The sequence below is a fragment of the Kitasatospora sp. NPDC127060 genome, from assembly GCF_042724935.1.
In the GTDB taxonomy this organism is placed as follows: Bacteria; Actinomycetota; Actinomycetes; order Streptomycetales; family Streptomycetaceae; genus Kitasatospora.
The window spans coordinates 75,494-94,148 of record NZ_JBHXEG010000003.1 but is presented as its reverse complement, the minus strand read 5'-3'; the positions used below and the strand labels follow the sequence as shown (position 1 = coordinate 94,148).

Annotated in this window: 20 protein-coding genes; 1 reads left to right on the top strand and 19 read right to left on the bottom strand. The window is 70.2% G+C overall.

What is annotated here, in order from left to right:
• Nucleotides 1–264: 264 nt before the first annotated feature.
• From ACFWIS_RS03480 to ACFWIS_RS03470, 3 genes are all read right to left on the bottom strand, one after another.
• Entirely contained in the window at nt 265–1,134 is an 870-nt protein-coding gene (locus ACFWIS_RS03480) for a 3-hydroxyacyl-CoA dehydrogenase family protein (RefSeq protein WP_380452922.1), read from the bottom strand.
• Nucleotides 1,135–1,312: 178 nt separating this feature from the next.
• On the bottom strand, nt 1,313–1,963 hold the full coding sequence (locus tag ACFWIS_RS03475) for a response regulator (RefSeq protein WP_380452920.1): 651 nt from the start codon (nt 1,961–1,963) through the stop codon (nt 1,313–1,315).
• Nucleotides 1,960–3,162, bottom strand: a complete 1,203-nt coding sequence (locus tag ACFWIS_RS03470) for a sensor histidine kinase (protein WP_380452918.1) — start codon at nt 3,160–3,162, stop codon at nt 1,960–1,962. The genes ACFWIS_RS03475 and ACFWIS_RS03470 overlap by 4 nt, the downstream gene beginning before the upstream one ends.
• A 155-nt stretch (nt 3,163–3,317) precedes the next feature.
• Here ACFWIS_RS03470 and ACFWIS_RS03465 point away from each other — a divergent pair, with 155 nt between their 5' ends.
• Entirely contained in the window at nt 3,318–3,911 is a 594-nt protein-coding gene (locus ACFWIS_RS03465) for a hypothetical protein (RefSeq protein WP_380452916.1), read from the top strand.
• Here ACFWIS_RS03465 and ACFWIS_RS03460 read toward each other — a convergent pair.
• The 16 genes from ACFWIS_RS03460 to prmC form a co-directional block, all read right to left on the bottom strand.
• Nucleotides 3,908–4,480 (bottom strand): cob(I)yrinic acid a,c-diamide adenosyltransferase, encoded by a 573-nt coding sequence (locus ACFWIS_RS03460; RefSeq protein WP_380452914.1) that lies wholly within the window; start codon nt 4,478–4,480, stop codon nt 3,908–3,910. The two genes, ACFWIS_RS03465 and ACFWIS_RS03460, sit on opposite strands and share 4 nt — an antisense overlap.
• 22 nt (nt 4,481–4,502) lie before the next feature.
• Complete coding sequence (locus ACFWIS_RS03455; protein WP_188302971.1) at nt 4,503–5,003, bottom strand: DUF2550 domain-containing protein; 501 nt, start codon at nt 5,001–5,003, stop codon at nt 4,503–4,505.
• A 150-nt stretch (nt 5,004–5,153) separates the two neighbouring features.
• Nucleotides 5,154–5,537 carry a F0F1 ATP synthase subunit epsilon gene (locus ACFWIS_RS03450; protein WP_030282045.1) on the bottom strand — a complete coding sequence of 128 codons (384 nt, stop codon included), beginning with the start codon at nt 5,535–5,537 and terminating at the stop codon, nt 5,154–5,156.
• A gap of 184 nt (nt 5,538–5,721) precedes the next feature.
• Nucleotides 5,722–7,167 (bottom strand): F0F1 ATP synthase subunit beta, encoded by a 1,446-nt coding sequence (atpD, locus tag ACFWIS_RS03445; RefSeq protein WP_380452912.1) that lies wholly within the window; start codon nt 7,165–7,167, stop codon nt 5,722–5,724.
• 2 nt (nt 7,168–7,169) lie between these two features.
• Nucleotides 7,170–8,084 carry a F0F1 ATP synthase subunit gamma gene (locus ACFWIS_RS03440; protein ID WP_380452910.1) on the bottom strand — a complete coding sequence of 305 codons (915 nt, stop codon included), beginning with the start codon at nt 8,082–8,084 and terminating at the stop codon, nt 7,170–7,172.
• A 32-nt stretch (nt 8,085–8,116) separates the two neighbouring features.
• Complete coding sequence (gene atpA / locus ACFWIS_RS03435) at nt 8,117–9,691, bottom strand: F0F1 ATP synthase subunit alpha (protein WP_380452908.1); 1,575 nt, start codon at nt 9,689–9,691, stop codon at nt 8,117–8,119.
• Nucleotides 9,692–9,847: 156 nt separating this feature from the next.
• On the bottom strand, nt 9,848–10,663 hold the full coding sequence (locus ACFWIS_RS03430) for a F0F1 ATP synthase subunit delta (RefSeq protein ID WP_380452906.1): 816 nt from the start codon (nt 10,661–10,663) through the stop codon (nt 9,848–9,850).
• Nucleotides 10,660–11,217 (bottom strand): F0F1 ATP synthase subunit B, encoded by a 558-nt coding sequence (locus ACFWIS_RS03425; protein WP_188302976.1) that lies wholly within the window; start codon nt 11,215–11,217, stop codon nt 10,660–10,662. The genes ACFWIS_RS03430 and ACFWIS_RS03425 overlap by 4 nt, the downstream gene beginning before the upstream one ends.
• A gap of 40 nt (nt 11,218–11,257) precedes the next feature.
• Nucleotides 11,258–11,494: an ATP synthase F0 subunit C gene (gene atpE, locus ACFWIS_RS03420; protein ID WP_097236234.1), complete on the bottom strand. Its 237-nt coding sequence runs from the start codon at nt 11,492–11,494 to the stop codon at nt 11,258–11,260.
• A gap of 89 nt (nt 11,495–11,583) precedes the next feature.
• A complete protein-coding gene (gene atpB / locus ACFWIS_RS03415) occupies nt 11,584–12,396 on the bottom strand; it encodes a F0F1 ATP synthase subunit A (protein WP_380452903.1) in 813 nt (270 codons plus the stop codon).
• Nucleotides 12,397–12,681: 285 nt separating this feature from the next.
• Nucleotides 12,682–13,125 (bottom strand): hypothetical protein, encoded by a 444-nt coding sequence (locus ACFWIS_RS03410; RefSeq protein ID WP_380452902.1) that lies wholly within the window; start codon nt 13,123–13,125, stop codon nt 12,682–12,684.
• Between the two features lie 297 nt (nt 13,126–13,422).
• Entirely contained in the window at nt 13,423–14,703 is a 1,281-nt protein-coding gene (locus tag ACFWIS_RS03405; RefSeq protein WP_380452900.1) for an MraY family glycosyltransferase, read from the bottom strand.
• 179 nt (nt 14,704–14,882) lie between these two features.
• Nucleotides 14,883–16,157 carry a serine hydroxymethyltransferase gene (gene glyA / locus ACFWIS_RS03400; RefSeq protein WP_380452898.1) on the bottom strand — a complete coding sequence of 425 codons (1,275 nt, stop codon included), beginning with the start codon at nt 16,155–16,157 and terminating at the stop codon, nt 14,883–14,885.
• A gap of 107 nt (nt 16,158–16,264) precedes the next feature.
• Nucleotides 16,265–16,906 carry a protein-tyrosine-phosphatase gene (locus ACFWIS_RS03395; RefSeq protein WP_380452987.1) on the bottom strand — a complete coding sequence of 214 codons (642 nt, stop codon included), beginning with the start codon at nt 16,904–16,906 and terminating at the stop codon, nt 16,265–16,267.
• Nucleotides 16,907–16,938: 32 nt separating this feature from the next.
• A complete protein-coding gene (locus tag ACFWIS_RS03390; RefSeq protein WP_380452896.1) occupies nt 16,939–17,586 on the bottom strand; it encodes an L-threonylcarbamoyladenylate synthase in 648 nt (215 codons plus the stop codon).
• A 169-nt stretch (nt 17,587–17,755) separates the two neighbouring features.
• A complete protein-coding gene (gene prmC, locus ACFWIS_RS03385; RefSeq protein WP_380452894.1) occupies nt 17,756–18,622 on the bottom strand; it encodes a peptide chain release factor N(5)-glutamine methyltransferase in 867 nt (288 codons plus the stop codon).
• Nucleotides 18,623–18,655 lie beyond the last annotated feature (33 nt).

Genomic DNA, 18,655 nt, shown 5'->3' with positions numbered 1-18,655 from the left:
CGGCCCCGGTCGGAATGCCGGGTTCCCTCATCTGACGGTGGAGCAGCGCCGCAGGTTGCTGGTTTCCGCCCTGATCTGAAGCAACTTCACTCGTCCGAGGGAATATACGCAGGAACTCTCCACACCTACGCTCGATTACCGCCCAAATCACCCGTCTGCGGCACCCTGCGTGAGGAAACTCACCCACCCCGGAACAGCGGGCCGCACGATGCCCCGATCGCACGGCCCACCAGGTCGTTCAGGCCCGGGAGAGGCCGCTGGGGCTCACTTGCCCTCGTAGGGGTAGAAGCCGCGGCCGCTCTTGCGGCCGAGGTCGCCGGCGGTGACCATGCGGGCCATGATCTCCGGGGCGGCGAACTTCTCGTCCTTGGTCTCGGTGTAGATGTTGTGGGCGGCGTGCAGCAGGATGTCGACGCCGGTCAGGTCGGCGGTCTGCAGCGGGCCCATGGCGTGGCCGAAGCCGAGGCGGCAGGCGGTGTCGATGTCCTCGGCGGTGGCGACGCCCGACTCGTACAGCTTGGCGGCCTCGACGACCAGCGCGGTGATCAGCCGGGTGGTGATGAAGCCGGCCACGTCGCGGTTGACCACCACGACCTCCTTGCCGACGCCCTCGGCGTAGGCGCGGGCGGCGGCCATCGTCTCGTCGCTGGTCTTGTAGCCGCGGACCAGCTCGACCAGCTTCATCATCGGGACCGGCGAGAAGAAGTGGACGCCGACGACCGACTCCGGCCGGCCGGTGACGGCGGCGATCCGGGTGATCGGGATGGCGGAGGTGTTGGAGGCCAGGACGGCGCCGTCCTTGGCGAGCTTGTCCAGCTCGCGGAACAGCCCCTCCTTGACCTCCAGGTTCTCGAACACGGCCTCGACCACGATGTCGGCCTCGGCGACGGCGCCCAGGTCGGTGGTGGTGGTGATCCGGCCCAGCGCGGCCTCGGCGTCCTCGGCGCTGAGCTTGCCCTTGGAGACGAACTTCTCGTACGAGGCGCGGATGCCCGTGAGGCCGCGCTGCAGCGCTTCCTCGGTCACGTCCCGCAGCACCACCGGGTGGCCGGCCTGGGCGGACACCTGGGCGATGCCGGCGCCCATCAGGCCGGCACCGATCACGGCGATCTGCTTGCTGGACGCATTGCTCATGGCTGGGTCTCCCGATGCCGTCGCCGCCCCGCGGGCGGGCCCTGAAGGCGGCTCAGGGCAGGGGTCGCCCACCGGGAGCCGCAGTGCTCTGGGCCGGACTTTAGTGCCCGAATCCCGTGCGCAATAGCAATCGGGAGTGTGATCTGCAACCGACCTGGTCACCCGACCAGGATGGTCGTCAGATGGTCAGACCGAGGTCCTGGGCCAGGATCGCCGCCTGTACCCGGCTGCGCAGCCGCAGCTTCGCCAGGATCCGGCTGACGTGGGTCTTGGTGGTCGCCTCCGCCATCTCCAGCCGGGCCGCGATCTCCCCGTTGGACATCCCGGCGCCGAGGCAGGCCAGCACCTCCCGCTCCCGCTCGGTCAGCCCCGCCACCGCCGTCCGGGCCTCCGGTCCGACCGGCCGCTCGGGGCGGGCGAAGGTCCCGATCAGCCGCCTGGTCACCGAGGGCGCCAGCATGCCCTCGCCGCGCGCCACCGTCCGGATGCCCTCGACCAGGGTGTCCGCCTCCAGGTCCTTGAGCAGGAACCCGGCCGCGCCGGCCCGCAGCGCTCCGTAGACGTACTCGTCCAGGTCGAAGGTGGTCAGCACGAGCACCTGGGCGGCGCCGGCCTCGACCACCTGCCGGGTCGCCGAGACGCCGTCCAGCCGGGGCATCTGCACGTCCATCAGCACCACGTCGGGCCGCAGCTCCAGCGCCAGCCGGACAGCCTCCTCGCCGTCGGCGGCCTGCCCGACCACCTCGAACCCGGGCTCGGCGCGCAGGATCATCACCAGCGCCGCCCGTACCGCCGCCTGGTCCTCGGCCACCAGCACCCGGATCGTCATACCCGTCCCTCGCTCTCCCGGCCGCGCGGCAGCACCGCGCGCACGCTCCAGCACCCGTCCCGCGGCCCGGCCTCGAAGCTGCCGCCGAGCAGCCCGGTCCGCTCCGCCATGCCCACCAGCCCGGCCCGGGCGCCGGGCAGCCCGCGGCCAGGCTCGCCGCGGTAGGGGCTGTCGACGGCGATCCGCAGTTCCTCGGGGCCGAACTCCAGCCGCAGCGCGACCACTCCGGGACCGGCGTGCTTGAGCGCGTTCGTCAGCGACTCCTGCACGATCCGGTACGCGGCCAGCCCGACCGGCACCGGGACGTCTCCGCGCTCACCCAGTTCGGTCAGCTCGAACGCCAGCCCGATGTCCCGTCCGGCCGCCCGGGCCTTCGCCAACAGGGCGTCCACCGCAGCCAGATCGGGCGCGGCGTAGGACTCGTCGGCCTCTCCCCCGCCGCTGTCCCGGAGCAGCCCGATCATGCGGCGCATTTCGGCCAATCCCTGGACGCTGTTCTCCCGGATCACCGCCAGCACCTCCACCAGCGGATCGTCCGCGGCCAACCGCTGCCTCCGGGCCACCGACTGGGCCCCGGTGGCGTGGATCGCGATCGCCGACAGGTGGTTGGCCACCACGTCGTGCAACTCCCTTGCCATCCGAGCCCGTTCGGCGCCGACCGCCTCGCGCCGGTCCATCTCCGAGAGCAGCGCGGTCTGTTCGGCCCGCAGCCGCTCGGTCTCCGCCTCGTGCCGGTGCCTGCGCACCAGGTCGCCGGTCCACACCGGCCCCAGGAACACCAGCGAACCGACCACCACGATCAGCAGCCCCGCCGAGGTCCCGGACGTGTACCAGGCCAGGCTGGAGAGCACCAGCACGGTCGCCCCGCCGCTCAGGTGCAGCACCCGGGACATCCGGCTGGAGCCGTAGAGCACCGCCGCGTACAGCAGGTCGGTGTACATGATCGTGGTCGCCAGCAGGCTGCCGGCGAACACGCTCCCGGCGAAGGCCAGCCCGCCGAGCGACACCGCGACCACCGGCCGGGTGCGCCGGAGCACTTCCAGCCCGGCCATCACCAGCAGCGGCAGCACCACCGCCCAGAGCGGCAGCCGATCGGCGCGGTCGTACACCTTGAAGACGATCAACACCGCGCCGCCGAGCAGCCCGCACAGGGCGATCAGCCGGTCCAGTTGCCGCGGGGGGAGGGACGGTACGAGCACGACCCCATCTCACCATCCCCGCGGCCCGCCCGGCTCCGGTCCACGGAGGAGCCCGCTACATCGAAAGGTGCAGGCCCGGACGGCACCGGACGACGACGACACCGCACCGCACCCGCGCGAGGCTGGAGCCACCGCCGAAACGACCGGAGCTCAACATGATCGTCACCCTCATCGTCGCGGCCGAGATCTCCTGGTGGATCGTGCTCGGCCTCGCCCTCTCCACCCGCTACCTGCTGCGTCGGCGCCGCACCAGCACCGTGCTGCTGATCGGCCTGCCGGTGGTGGACCTCGCCCTGTACGCGCTCACCGTGCTCAACCTGCGCGGCGGCGCCGAGGCGAGCTGGATGCACGCGCTGGCCGCGAGCTACGCCGGCTTCTCGGTCGGCTACGGCCCCTCGCTGGTGGCCTGGGCCGACCGGCACTTCCTGCACCGCTTCGCCGGCGGCCCCAAGCCGCCGCCCTCGCCGAAGTACGGCCCGGAGCGGACGGCGTACGAGTGGCAGATCGCCAAGCGCACGGTCGTCTCGGCCGTGATCACCCTGGCCCTGATCAGCCTGCTCGTCCCGCTGTCCGCGGGCTCCGCCCACTTCGGCGACTTCGCCCCGTGGTACTGGAAGCTGGGCATCGCGGCCGGGGTCAACGTGATCGTGGCCGGCTGCTACTCGATCTGGCCCAAGGAGCCGCCGGCCGGCGTCACCGTGGTGGACGGCCGGGTGGCCGAGCGGCCCGCTCCGGAGAAGGTGCCCTAACGGTTCTCGCCCGGCACCCAGAGCACGTCACCGCGCTCCTTGTTGGCCACCCGGGCCAGGATGAACAGCAGGTCGGACAGCCGGTTGAGGTACTTCGCGGTCAGCGGGTTCACGGAGTCCCCGTACTCGGCGATCGCCGCCCAGGTCGAGCGCTCGGCCCGCCGCACCACCGTGCAGGCCAGGTGCAGGTGGGCCGCGCCGGGCGTGCCGCCGGGCAGGATGAAGCTCCGCAGCTTCTCCACCTGTTCCAGGTAGTGGTCGCAGTCCCCCTCCAGCCGGTCGATGTAGGACTGCAGCACCCGCAGCGGCGGGTACTTCGGGTCCTCGACCACGGGCGTGGAGAGGTCGGCGCCGACGTCGAACAGGTCGTTCTGGACCCGGATGAGCACGGCGGCGACGTCCTCGGGCAGCGCACCGACCGCGAGGGCCACCCCGATCGCCGCGTTCGCCTCGTTGACGTCGGCGTACGCCATCAGCCGCGGGTCGGTCTTGGTGGTCCGGCTCATGTCGCCGAGCGCGGTGCTGCCGTCGTCCCCGGTACGGGTGTAGATGCGCGTCAGATTGACCATGCCGCCACCCTAGCCGCCCGGCTCAGGCGACGTTGACCCTCTGTCCGGGCGGGGCCGCCTCCAGCCAGGCCAGGAAGCCGGTGAGCGCGTCCTCGCTCATCGCCAGCTCCAGCGGCGCCCCGTTGTGCAGGCAGCGCAGGACCACCGAGCCGGAGAGCAGCGCCAGCTCCTCCTGGCCCTCCGGGTAGCGCCGGCCGAGCACCTCGATCTCCCGCCGCGGCAGCACCCGGCGCGGGCGCGGGGCGTACGAGAAGACCCGGAACCACTCGATCGAGTCGCCGCTGTACCGGCCGATACCAAAAACCCACCCCTTGCCGTCGGTCGGGGGGACCGGGGCGGAGGTGGGCTTGCCGTTCTCGTCGAGGTCGGGCTGCGTCGAGGCGTCGGCGGGCATTTTGAGCCGGTAGCTGCAGTCGAACGTGCCGCCGACCCGCTGGATCAGGCGGCGGCGTACGGCGAAGGCCATCAAGCCGATCACTCCCAGCGCCACGACCGCCGCACACACCACAAGCGCGAGGACCATGCTCACCTACCTCCTCGCTACCCGCGTTCCCCGTTTACGGTCGTACCGGACGACCGCGCTGACCTACCAACTACGACGACAGTCCCGGGGTCACGCTCGCGCGTCCCCGGGACCGTCGGTCGACCCCGCCAAGCCGGGGGTCCGGCACACTCAGGCGTGGGCCTTGAGGCCGCGCGCCGCGAACAGCCGCACCTCGGCGCGACGCTCGGCGTGCGCGTCCAGGTCGGACTTCGCCTGCTCCAGTGCGCGCTCGGCACGCGCGACGTCGATCTCGTCCGCCAGCTCGGCGATCTCCGCGAGCAGAGACAGCTTGTTGTCGGCGAACGAGATGAAGCCGCCGTGCACCGCGGCGATGACGGTGCCGCCGTCCACCGTGCGGATGGTGACCGGACCGGTCTCCAGCACGCTCAGCACCGGGGTGTGGCCCGGCATGATGCCGGTGTCACCGGAGGCCGTACGGGCGACGACGATGGTGGCCGCACCGGACCACACCTTGCGGTCGGCTGCGACCAGCTCGACGTGCAGCTCAGCCAACGTGGGCTCCTAGGCTCATGCAACCCCCGATTACTCGGGAGTTTCGGTAAGAATAACGGCCCCGCGCCCCCGGCATGAAACCGGCGGCACGGATTTGACCGGAATCACAGCCGATGCGACGCGAGGGGTGGTCCCCAGGCTCGGGGGCCACCCCTCACGGTCACTCAGCTGCTACCGGCCGCGATTACTTCTTCGCCAGCTCGGCGGCGTTCTTCTCGAGGTCCTCGATGCCACCGCACATGAAGAAGGCCTGCTCCGGGACGGAGTCGTACTTGCCGTCGGCGATCGAGTTGAAGGCCTCGATGGTCTCCGACAGCGGCACGGTCGAGCCCTCGACACCGGTGAACTGCTTCGCCACGTAGGTGTTCTGCGAGAGGAAGCGCTCGATGCGGCGGGCACGGTGCACCGTGATCTTGTCCTCTTCGGACAGCTCGTCCATACCGAGGATGGCGATGATGTCCTGGAGGTCCTTGTACTTCTGCAGGATCCCCTTGATGCGGACGGCCGTGTCGTAGTGGCTCTGCGCGATGTACCGCGGGTCGAGGATGCGGGACGTGGAGTCCAGCGGGTCGACGGCCGGGTAGATGCCCTTCTCCGAGATCGGACGCGACAGAACGGTGGTCGCGTCCAGGTGGGCGAAGGTGGTGGCCGGCGCCGGGTCGGTCAGGTCGTCCGCGGGGACGTAGATCGCCTGCATCGAGGTGATCGAGTGACCGCGGGTCGAGGTGATGCGCTCCTGCAGGAGGCCCATCTCGTCGGCCAGGTTCGGCTGGTAGCCCACCGCGGAGGGCATGCGGCCGAGCAGGGTCGACACCTCGGAACCGGCCTGGGTGAACCGGAAGATGTTGTCGATGAAGAGGAGCACGTCCTGCTTCTCGACGTCACGGAAGTACTCCGCCATGGTCAGCGCGGAGAGCGCGACGCGCAGACGGGTGCCCGGCGGCTCGTCCATCTGGCCGAAGACCAGCGCGGTCTTGTCCAGAACGCCCGAGTCGACCATCTCGTCGATGAGGTCGTTGCCCTCACGGGTGCGCTCGCCGACACCGGCGAACACCGACACACCACCGAAGTTCTCGGCGACGCGGTAGATCATCTCCTGGATCAGAACGGTCTTGCCGACACCGGCACCACCGAACAGACCGATCTTGCCACCCGTGACGTACGGGGTGAGCAGGTCGATGACCTTGATGCCGGTCTCGAACATCTCGGTCTTGGACTCGAGGTCCTTGAAGTCCGGGGCCTTGCGGTGGATCGGCCAGCGGACCTCGACCTGCTTCTCGAACTCCGCCTTGTCGACGTTCAGCACGTCACCGAGGGCGTTGAAGACCTTGCCCTTGGTGATCTGGCCGACCGGGACGGAGATCGCGGCACCGGTGTCGGTGACCTGCGAACCGCGGACCAGGCCGTCGGTCGGCTGCATCGAGATGCCGCGGACCAGGCCGTCGCCGAGGTGCTGGGCGACCTCGAGCGTGAGGGTCTTCTTACCCGTGCCGTCGGGGTTGTCCACCTCGACGTGCAGGGCGTTGAACATGTCCGGAATCGCGTCGACGGGGAACTCCACGTCGACGACCGGGCCGATGACCCGCGCGACGCGGCCCGTCGCCGTGGTCGGCTCAACAGTGGTGGTCATACTCATTCGCTCCCGCGGCTAGCGTCGGCGAGGGCGTTGGCACCGCCGACGATCTCGCTGATTTCCTGGGTGATCTCGGCCTGACGGGCCGAGTTGGCAAGCCGCGTGAGCGACTTGATGAGCTCGCCGGCGTTGTCCGTCGCGCTCTTCATCGCGCGGCGGCGGGCGGCGTGCTCGGAAGCAGCCGACTGCAGCAGCGCGTTGTAGATCCTGCTCTCGACGTACCGCGGCAGCAGCGCGTCGAGCACGCCCTCCGCCGACGGTTCGAAGTCGTACAGCGGGAAGATCTCCGACTTGGCCGGCGTCTGGTCGCTGAGCTGGACCTCGTCCAGCTTCAGCGGCAGCAGCCGCGCCGCGACCGCGTCCTGCGTCAGCATGGACACGAACTCGGTCGAGACCACGTGGAGTTCGTCCACGCCGCCGGTCTCGGCCGTGAAGGCCTCGATCAGCTCGGCCGCCACCGTCTTCGCGTCGCCGTAGGTCGGCTTGTCCGAGAAGCCCGTCCACGAGTTCCCCACCGCCAGGTTGCGGAAGGTGTAGTACGACAGACCCTTCCGACCGACGATGTAGGTCACGACGTCCTTGCCCTCGCCGCGCAGGCGCTCGCTGAGCGTCAGCGAGGCCTTGATGGCGTTGGACGAGTAGCCGCCGGCCAGGCCGCGGTCCGCCGTGATCAGCAGGACGGCCGCGCGCTCGGCGTTCGGGTTCTCGGTGGTGAGCGGGTGCTTGGCGTTGGACCGGGTGGCCACCGCCGTCACCGCCCGGGTGAGCTCATCGGCGTACGGAGCGGAGGCTGCCACCGCGCGCTGCGCCTTGCCGATGCGCGCCGCGGAGATCATCTCCATCGCCTTGGTGATCTTCTTCGTCGCGGTGACAGAGCGGATCCGGCGCTTGTAGACCCGAAGCTGTGCTCCCATGGGTCGTTACGTCCTTTCCCTCGCTACCGGACTCAGGCCTGCTCGGAGAGCAGCTTGCCGTCGGCGGTCTGGTAACCCTGCTTGAACGACTCGATCGCGCCGGTCAGGGCGTCGACGGTGCCGTCGGCCAGCAGGCCGGTCTCGACGATGCCGGCCAGCAGGTCCTTGTGCTGCAGGCGGACGAAGTCCAGGAACTCGCGCTCGAAGCGGCGGATCTCCGCGACCGGGACGTCGTCCAGCTTGCCGGTGGTGCCGGCCCAGATGGAGACGACCTGCTCCTCGACCGGGAACGGCTGGTACTGGCCCTGCTTCAGCAGCTCGACCATGCGCGCACCGCGCTCCAGCTGGGCCTTGGAGGCCGCGTCCAGGTCGGAGCCGAAGCCGGCGAAGGCCTCCAGCTCACGGTACTGGGCGAGGTCCAGGCGCAGACGGCCGGCGACCGAGCGCATGGCCTTGATCTGGGCGGAGCCACCGACGCGGGAGACCGAGATACCGACGTTCACGGCCGGGCGGATGCCGGCGTTGAACAGGTCGGACTCCAGGAAGCACTGGCCGTCGGTGATGGAGATGACGTTGGTCGGGATGTACGCCGAGACGTCGTTGGCCTTGGTCTCGATGATCGGCAGACCGGTCATCGAGCCGCCGCCCAGGGCGTCGTTCAGCTTGGCGCAGCGCTCCAGCAGACGGGAGTGCAGGTAGAAGACGTCACCCGGGTAGGCCTCGCGGCCCGGCGGGCGGCGCAGCAGCAGGGAGACGGAGCGGTAGGCCTCGGCCTGCTTCGACAGGTCGTCGAAGATGATCAGGACGTGCTTGCCGTCGTACATCCACTCCTGGCCGATGGCCGAACCGGTGTACGGGGCGAGGTACTTGAAGCCGGCCGGGTCGGAGGCGGGAGCGGCCACGATGGTGGTGTACTCCAGCGCGCCGGCCTCCTCCAGGGCGCCGCGGACGGACGCGATGGTGGAGCCCTTCTGGCCCACGGCGACGTAGATGCAGCGGACCTGCTTCTCCGGGTCGCCCGAGCGCCAGTTGTCGCGCTGGTTGATGATCGTGTCGACGGCCACCGCGGTCTTGCCGGTCTGGCGGTCACCGATGATCAGCTGACGCTGGCCACGGCCGATCGGGGTCATCGCGTCGATGGCCTTGATGCCGGTCTGCAGCGGCTGCTTGACCGACTTGCGGGCCATGACGCCGGGGGCCTGCAGCTCAAGGGCGCGACGGCCGGTGGAGGCGATGTCGCCCAGGCCGTCGATCGGGTTGCCCAGCGGGTCCACGACGCGGCCGAGGTAGCCGTCGCCGACCGGAACCGAGAGGACCTCGCCGGTGCGGCGCACGGTCTGGCCCTCTTCGATACCGCCGAACTCACCGAGGACGACGACACCGATCTCGCGGGTGTCGAGGTTCAGCGCGAGGCCGAGCGTGCCGTCCTCGAACTTCAGCAGCTCGTTCGCCATGACCGAGGGCAGGCCCTCGACATGCGCGATGCCGTCCGCCGCGTCAGTGACCGTACCGACCTCTTCCACAGAAGCGGCGTCCGGCTGGTACGACTGGACAAAGTCGGCCAGCGCGTCCCGGATCTCCTCCGGACGGATCGTAAGCTCCGCCATCAGGCTTCCCTGCTCTCCTAGTTTGCGATCCTCGGCCCGCCATTGAGGGCCGCAAGTACTCGACTCTCGGCCGGGTCGTATGAACCGGCCGTACGTTTTGCCGACTCCTTGGGGAGCCGGTTTCCCGACCGAGGGTCGGATGTGCTGCTGGTTTGCTCAGCCTTCGAGCGACTGGCGAGCGCCTTCGAGGCGGCTCGACACGGTGCCGTCGATGATCTCGTCGCCGATCTGCACCCGGACGCCGCCGACGACCTCGGGGTCGACGTCGATGTTCAGGTGGACCTGGCGGCCGTACATCCGGCCCAGAGCACCGGACAGGCGCTCCTTCTGGCTGTCCGACAGCGGCACCGCACTGGTGACCAGGGCCACCATGCGGCCGCGGCGCGCGGCGGCGAGCTTCGAGTAGGACTCGAGGCCCTGCTCCAGGCTACGGCCACGCGGCACGTTGACCAGGGCGGTGACCAGCCGGACGGTGCCGGCGTTGGCACGGCCGCCGAGCAGCTTGTTCACCAGCGCGGCCTTGGCCACGGCACCGGCCTTCGGCTCGGTCAGCGCGGCGCGCAGCTCGTGCGAGCCGCTCACCACCCGGCCGAAGCGGAACAGCTCGTCCTCGACGTCGTCCAGGGTGCCGGCCTTGTCCGCGGCGATGACCTCGGCGTACGCGGCCAGCTCCTCGGTCGCGTCCACCAGGTCGCGCGAGCCCGACCAGCGGGAGCGGACCAGGCCGGAGACCAGGTCGACGGCCTCGCCGGAGACCTGCCCGGTCAGCAGCGAGGTGACCAGCTGGGCCTTGTCCTGACCCGACCGGGACGGGTCGGTCAGGACTCGGCGCAGCGACACCTCACGGTCCAGTACGGCCGTGACGGCGGCGAGCTCCTCGGCGAGCTTGGCCGCGTCCACCGAGGTGGAGTCGGTCAGGCTGTCGAGGTTCTGCCGACCGGCGGCGAGGGCCTCGCGGCTGGCGCCGATCACTTGGCCGCACCCTGAGCAACGGCGGCCTTGGCCTCCAGCTCGTCCAGGAACCGGTCGATGACGCCGCTCTGCCGGGCGGAGTCCTCCAGGGACTCGCCCACGATGCGGGAAGCCAGCTGGGTGGCCAGCGAACCCACGTCCTGACGCAGGGCGGCGGTCGCCTGCTTCTTGTCGGCCTCGATCTGGGCGTGGCCGGCGGCGACGATGGCCTCGCGCTGACGCTGGCCCTCCTCGCGCATCTCGGTGAGCTGGGCGGCACCCTGCTCGCGAGCCTGCTCGACGATGCGGGCGGCCTCGTGGCGCGCCTCGGCGAGCTCGGCACGGTACTGCTCAAGCACGGCCTGGGCCTCGGCCTGAGCGGCCTCGGCGCGCTCCATGCCGCCCTCGATGGCGTCCCGGCGCTCCGACAGCACCTTCTCGATGCTGGGGAGGAGCTTCTTGCCGAGCAGACCGAAGACGATGAAGAAGCAGAGCAGGCCGATGATGACCTCGGGCCACGCGGGGAGAAGAGGGTTCATCTTCTCCTCGGCCGCGAAGGCGACCACGGGGTTCATATCTGAACCTTTCGTCTGGGGGACTACCGGTGCGCCGGAATTACTTGCCGGTACCGAACACGAACGGCATGACGATGCCGATGAGCGCGAGCGCCTCGGTCAGCGCGAAGCCGATGAACATGTTGGAACGGATGAGACCGGCGGCCTCGGGCTGGCGGGCCATGGCCTGGACACCGTTACCGAAGATCAGACCGACGCCGATGCCGGGGCCGATGGCGGCAAGGCCGTAACCGACGGAAGCGATGGAACCGACGACGCCCTCAGCGATCATGGTCATTGCAGTTGTGTCCTTTGCAGGGGGTGGTGAACCGGTGGTGATTGGCCACCGGGCGATCCGGATGGTTCACGAGAGGCAGGGCCTCAGGCTCAGTGCGCCTCTTCCAGGGCACCGGCGATGTAGCTGCTGGCCAGCATCACGAAGATGTAGGCCTGCAGGAACTGGACCAGCAGCTCGAAGGCGGTCAGGCCGACGGCGACGATGAACGAGGCCGAGCCGTAGAGCGCGCCCAGGGTCGGGCTGAGCAGGTACCAGGAGGCGATGGAGAACATCACGATCAGCAGGTGGCCGGCGAACATGTTCGCGAAGGCTCGGACCGCGAGCGTGAAGGGGCGCACGAAGATGTTCGAGAAGAACTCGATCGGCACCAGGATGAACATGACCCAGCCGGGGATGCCCGACGGCCAGCAGAGGTTCTTCAGACCGCCGACGAAGCCGTGCTTCTTGAAGGTCAGCGTCATGTAGGTGATCCACACGACCGCCGCGAGGCCGGCCGGGAACGCGATCGCCGCCGTCACGGGGAACTGCGCGAACGGGATGATCGACATGATGTTCAGCAGCCACACGAAGAAGAACATCGAGACCAGCATCGGGACGTACTTCTCGCCCTTTTTGCCGATCGTCTCCAGCACGATGGACCGCTTGACGAAGTCGTAGCCGATCTCACCGACCAGCTGCAGCTTGCCCGGAACCAGGCGCGGCTTGGCGAAGGCGGCCCAGAAGAACACGACGACCAGCAGCGCGACGATGATCGACAGCAGCATCGGCTTGTTGAAGTCGATGCCGCCGACCGAGAAGATCGGCTTGAACTGGAACTCGTTCAGACCCGGGGCCGGGAAGCCGCAGCCAGCGTCCCCGAAGTGGCAACTGCCTGAGGCGAGGGACGTGAGTTCAGCACTCACCACGGACTCCTTCGTCGTGACGCATGGATACGGCAACCTCGGTGTGTCGGCGTGGCCTGCGACCACGGAGCGGCACTGGAACTTGATGGGTTTCTCGCCGACCCCGCGCGACGGCTCGCTGCGCGACTGCGGGATCATCGAAGACTGCGCGGGTCCGGGGGGCGATCGGTCCGCTATCCGGACAGACCTGGCCTCTTCCCGTACTCCGTTGTTGCGACGGACGATAGCAGGCCGTCAGTGCGGCATAAACACCGCCCCCCTCGTTGGGGGGACAGCCAGGCCTCGTCACTGTTGACGTCCCGAGTCGGAGGGCTTGTCGCCCTTCTTTTCCGAGGCGTCGGTGTCGACGTAGAAGGTCTTGGCCTTGAGTGCGCCGCGCACCTGGAAGGCGGTCCAGATCAGCGCGCAGCCCAGCAGGGTGAAGGCGAAGGCCTGCCGGTTGAACAGTTCGGTGTTCTTGAAGATCGCGAGCACGATGCCGACCAGCAGGATCTGCGTGGTGTACACCAACAGCCCTGCGGCCATCATCATTTGAGGGTTCGACCTGGTCAGCCGGTCGAGCGCGACCTGGCCGAAGCTGAAGAAGGCCATCACCAGCAGCGCGCCGAAGAAGGCGCCGAGCAGCCCCTTCCCACCGGCAACAGCGAACGAGATCGCCATGGCGATGATCCCGGCGACCGCAGTGGGAATCGCGGCGCCTCGGAGGATCCGGGCGTCGGTGGACGGCATGTCGGCAGCTCCGGCGGCATGTCGAGGTGGCGGGGGGACGGGCACAGATGGTGGCGGGGTGACACCGGACCGAGTGGCCGCCGCCGGGCCGCCCGCGAGGCGGGCCCGTCGAGGGAGACCGACCAGGGACGGAAGTCATCCACCTGTCAGGTCTTTCGGCGTGTTCTCGGTACTCGTGAACGGTATCACAAACTATTTGATGAGAGCTTTACCATGAATGTGTGGCTCCTGTCACACCGACGGAGCAACGATTCCGCCGAACGGGTGAGCCCAGTTGGCGGGTCGTCAACTTCCTTGTCACCGACGGCCGGTGGCCTTGCCGTGACTGGAGGCCGCGGACGGGTCCCGGCCGGCTTCACCGAGAAGTTGCTTGTCCTTCGCCGACAGTTCGGCCATCGGTGCGCCGGACGACCGCCGCCGGTACCGCGGCGGGACGAAGGACTGCACCGCCCGGGGCGCCCGCGGCCGGAACCGCGGGGTCAGCAGCACCACCAGGCCGACCAGGCAGAGTCCGGCGAGGGTCAGCACCACCGTGCGGCCGGTGTTGGTCACCGAGAAGGCGACCGTGCCGAAGGCGATCAGCGCCGCCCAGAAGTACATGATCAGCACGGCCCGGCTGTGCGAGTGCCCGACCTGGAGCAGCCGGTGGTGCAGGTGGCGCTTGTCCGCGGCGAACGGGGACTGGCCGGCCCAGGTGCGGCGCACCACCGCGAGCAGCAGGTCGGCCAGCGGCAGCGCGATGACCGTCAGCGGCAGCAGCAGCGGGATGTAGATCGGCACCAGGGTGTGCACGGTGGCGGTCTGCGAACCGGTCTCGCTGTTGATCAGGTCCGGGTCGACCCGGCCGGTGATCGAGATCGCGGCGACGGCCAGCATCAGCCCCAGCATCATCGAGCCGGAGTCGCCCATGAAGATCCGCGCGGGGTGCATGTTGTGCGCCAGGAAGCCGATGCACATGCCGATCAGCAGCACGCTGAACAGCACGGCGGGGGCCGCGTCGGTGATCGCGTAGCCGTACCAGAGCCGGTAGCTGTACAGGAAGAACGCCATCGCGGCGATGCAGACCATGCCGCCCGCCAGGCCGTCCAGGCCGTCGATGAAGTTCACCGCGTTGACCATGACGACGACCAGGGTGACCGAGATGACCATGCCCTGGGTCGGACTCACCGCGACCGGGCCGACGCCGGGCACCGGGAGGGTGATCACCGTGACGCCCTGCCAGACCATCACACCGGCGGCGATCATCTGGCCGCCGAGCTTCACCAGGGCGTCCACGCCCCACTTGTCGTCCAGCACCCCGAGCAGGAACATGATCCCGGCGCCGGAGAGCAGCGCACGGATGTCACTGCCTCCGTTGAACACCTTGCTCAGGTTGTCCAGCTGCGAGGCGACCAGGATGCCCGCGCACAGCCCACCGAACATCGCGATGCCGCCGAGCCGCGGGGTGGGCTCGCGGTGCACGTCGCGGGCGCGGACCGGGGGCATCGCGCCGGCCGCGATGGCGAACTTCCGGACCGGGCCGGTCAGCAGGTAGGTGACGGCGGCGGTGCAGAACAGCACCAGCAGATACTCACGCACCACTGGCCTCCTGCATCACTGTCGAACGGGGAGGTACCGAAGGTACTCCCCTGCCTGCCCGGGGTTCGAGGTGCGTCGCCACGGCACACACCTTATTGAGTCGGACGCCCGGTGCGTGCATCGCGGTTCGCCCTCCCGGGTAGGAGAACCGAATACCTGTGGACGCCCGGCCCCCGGGCTCACCCCGCGAAGGCCGCCGCCAGCCCCCGGACCCGCTCCGCGACCGGCGCGGACGCCTCCCCGGCGAGCAGCCGGGCGATCAGTGCGGCGATCTCGGCCAGCTCCGCCCCGCCCATCCCCTGGCTGGTCACGGTGCCCGTGCCCAGCCTGATCCCGGAGGCCTCGGCGACCGGCGCCGGGTCGAACGGCAGCGCGCACTTGCCGAGCAGCAACCCGGCCGCCGCGCACCGCCGTTCGGCCTCCGCACCGGTCACGCCGAGCGGACTGACGTCGACGGTCACCAGATGGGTGTCGGTACCGCCCGTCAGAGGGCGCGTACCGGCCTCTGCGAGCCCCCTGGCGAGCTCCCGCGCCCCGGACACCGTCCGCTGCGCGTACGCCCGGTAGGCGGGCGTCCCGGCCTCCGCCAGCGCAACCGCCTTGCCGGCCACCTCGTTCATCGCCGCCCCGCCCTGGCTGAACGGGAACACCGCCCGGTCGATCCTCTCGGCCAGCTCCGCGGTGCACAGCAGCAGGCCCCCGCGCGGACCGCGCAGCAGCTTGTGGGTGGCCGCCACCGTGACGTCCGCGTACGGCACCGGGGAGGGCGCCACTCCGGCCGCGACCAGGCCGGTGATCTGCGCGACGGAGGCGATCAGATAGGCGTCCACCTCGTCCGCGATCTCCCGGAAGGCCGCCCAGTCCGGGTGCCGGGGGTGCGAGATCGACCCCGCCACGATGGCCTTCGGACGGTGCTGGTGGGCCAGGTCGCGCACCTGGTCGAGGTCGATCAGCCCGTCCGCCTCGCGCACGCCGTAGCCGGTGAAGTCGAACCAGCGGCCGGAGAAGTTGGCCCGCGAGCCGCAGGTGAGGTGGCCGCCGTGCTCCAGCGACATCGCCAGCACCCCGTCACCGGGCCGCAGCAGCGCCGCGTACGCCGCGAGCATCGCCGAAGTCGCCGATCTGGGCTGGACGTTGGCGTGCGGGGCGGCGAACAGCTCGCGCGCCCGGTCGATCGCCAGCAGCTCGGCGGCGTCCGCCAGCGCGCAGCCGGTGTGGTGCCGGCGGCCCGGGTAGCCCTCGGCGTACTTGTCGATCAGCGGGCCGGTCAGCGCCGCCAGGACGGCGGGGCTGGTGAGGTTCTCCCCCGCCAGCAGCTGGATCGTCTCAGCCCGCCGCTCGGCCTCGGCGGCCAGCAGGTCGGCGATCTGCGGATCAGCCCGGTGCAGCGCCTCGGACGCCCACGGGCGCCCCCTCGTCGCGGTCGAGCCGCTCGCGGCATCGGTGACGGTCATGGCAGGCTCCCGGGCGCTGCAGGGACGGTCCACCCAGGGTATGACCGGCCCGCACGCTCAGCACGGCGACGCAGGGCCGTTCGGCCCCGGGGCCCGCCCGAAAGGCCTCAGCGCGGCGCCGGGACGCCGGTGAGCGCGGTCACCACCGGGTCGACCGCGTGGAATATCTCCTCGCCGCAGTTGCGGAACATGCCGATCGGCGCCCCGTACGGGTCGTCCACCTCGTCGGACTCCGGGGTGGCGGCCAGCAGCCAGCCGCGCAGCGCGGCGGCGGCCCGGACCAGGGCGCGGGCCCGCTCGGTGACGTCGGCGCCGCGGCGCGGGTCCGGCAGGGTGCCCGGATCGATCGTCCGCACCAGCCGGGTGAACTCCTTCATCGTGAAGGTGCGCAGGCCCGCCTCGTGGCCCATCGAGATCACCTGGGCGCGGTGGTCCAGGGTCGCGGTGAGCACCAGGTCGGCCTCGACCACGTGCTCGTCCAGCAGCTCCCGGCCGGTGAAGCCGCCGCTGTCGGCGCCGTACTCGTCGAGCACGGTCACGGCGTGGTCCTCCATCGGCGCGCCCACATGGCCCCAGGTGCCGGCGCTCTCCACCAGGATCCGCCCGGCCACCCGGGGGCTGAGCCGGGTGTCCAGCTCACGCCGGGTGAGCCGCTCGGCTATCGGCGAGCGGCAGATGTTCCCGGTGCAGACGAACAGGATCCGGAAGTGGTCCAGCGGCCTGGGACCCACGCTCAGGTACGGCGCTATGCCGGGCCCGTCATGGAGCGAGGCGATGGGTGTCAACTTCCGGCCTCCAGGTCGGGGACGACCTCCCTCAGCTGCTCGATGCTGATCGCGCCGGCCCGCAGCAGGACCGGGACCTTGCCGGTGACGTCGACGATGGACGAGGCGGTGGCGTGGTCGGCCTTCCCGCCGTCCAGGTAGACCGAGATCGCGTCGCCGAGCTGGGCCTGCGCCTCGTCGCAGGTCGCCGGGGACGGACCGCCGGTCTTGTTGGCGCTGGAGACGGCCAGCGGGCCGGTGGCGTTCAGCAGCTCGATGGCGACCGGGTGCAGCGGCATCCGGACCGCGACGGTGCCGCGGGTCTCGCCGAGGTCCCAGCGCAGCGAGGGCTGGTGCTTGGCGACCAGAGTGAGACCGCCGGGCCAGAACGCGTCGACCAGCTCCCAGGCCTGCTCGGAGAAGTCGGTGACCAGGCCGTGCAGGGTGGTCGGCGAGCCGACCAGGACGGGCGAGGGCATGTTGCGGCCACGACCCTTGGCGGCCAGCAGGTCACCGACGGCCTCCGGGGAGAAGGCGTCCGCGCCCACCCCGTAGAGGGTGTCGGTGGGCAGCACGACGAGTTCGCCGCGGCGGATGGCCGAGGCGGCCTCACGCAGACCCGTGGCGCGGTCCCCGGCGTCGGCACAGTCGTAGCGGCGGCTCATCGGTGCGGTCCCCTTCCGGACAGGCTCATGACGTTCACGGCGGTCTTCACAGCGCGGCTTTACGGGCGGTCGTGCTGTGCTCGATGTTCACGACCCGACCCTCCGGGCGGTCGTGCTGTGCTCGATGTTCACGACCCGACCCTCCGGGCGGTCGTGCTGTGCTCGATGTTCACGACCCGACCCTCCGGGCGGTCGTGAAGCGCGGCCGGTTGTTCAGGTCGCGGTGGTCGGCGGTGTCCGTCCAGCCGCGTTCCTCGTTGAAGATCCACGGCACCTGGCCGCCCTGCTGGTCGGCGTGCTCGATCACCACCGCGCCGCCCGGGCGCAGCAGCCGGGCGGCCACCCGCTCGATGCCGCGGATGGTGTCCAGGCCGTCCTCGCCGGAGAACAGGGACATCTGCGGGTCGTGGTCGCGGGCCTCCGGCGCGACGTACTCCCACTCGGTGAGCGGGATGTACGGCGGGTTGGAGATCACCAGGTCGAAGCGGCCGTCCCAGGAGCGGTCGTCCTCGAAGGCCTTGGTGGCGTCCCCGGCGTGCAGGGTGACCCTGGCGCGGTCCGGGCTCGCCTCGATGTTGCGCCGGGTGTACTCCAGCGCGCCCTGGTCGAGTTCGAAGGCGTGCACGGTGGAGCGCGGCAGTTCCTGGGCCAGGGCGAGCGCGATGGCACCCGAGCCGGAGCACAGGTCGACCACCAGCGGCTCGGCGACGTCCATGTCGCGCACCGCGTCTATCGCCCACTCGACGACCGTCTCGGTCTCCGGCCGGGGCACGAACACCCCGGGGCCGACCGCCAGTTCGAGGTAGCGGAAGAACGCCCGCCCGGTGATGTGCTGCAGCGGCTCGCGGGCCTCGCGGCGCGAGACCGCCTCCCAGTAGCGGGCGTCGAAGTCGGCGTCCTTCACCGTGTGCAACTGGCTGCGCTTGACGTTGTGGACGTAGGCGGCGAGTTCCTCCGCGTCGAAGCGCGGCGACGGCACGCCGGCCGCGGCCAACCGCTGGGTGGCCTGGGCCACCTCGGCGAGCAGCAGGTTCATCCGTACGACCTCATGTTTCTGCGCTCCGGCTTC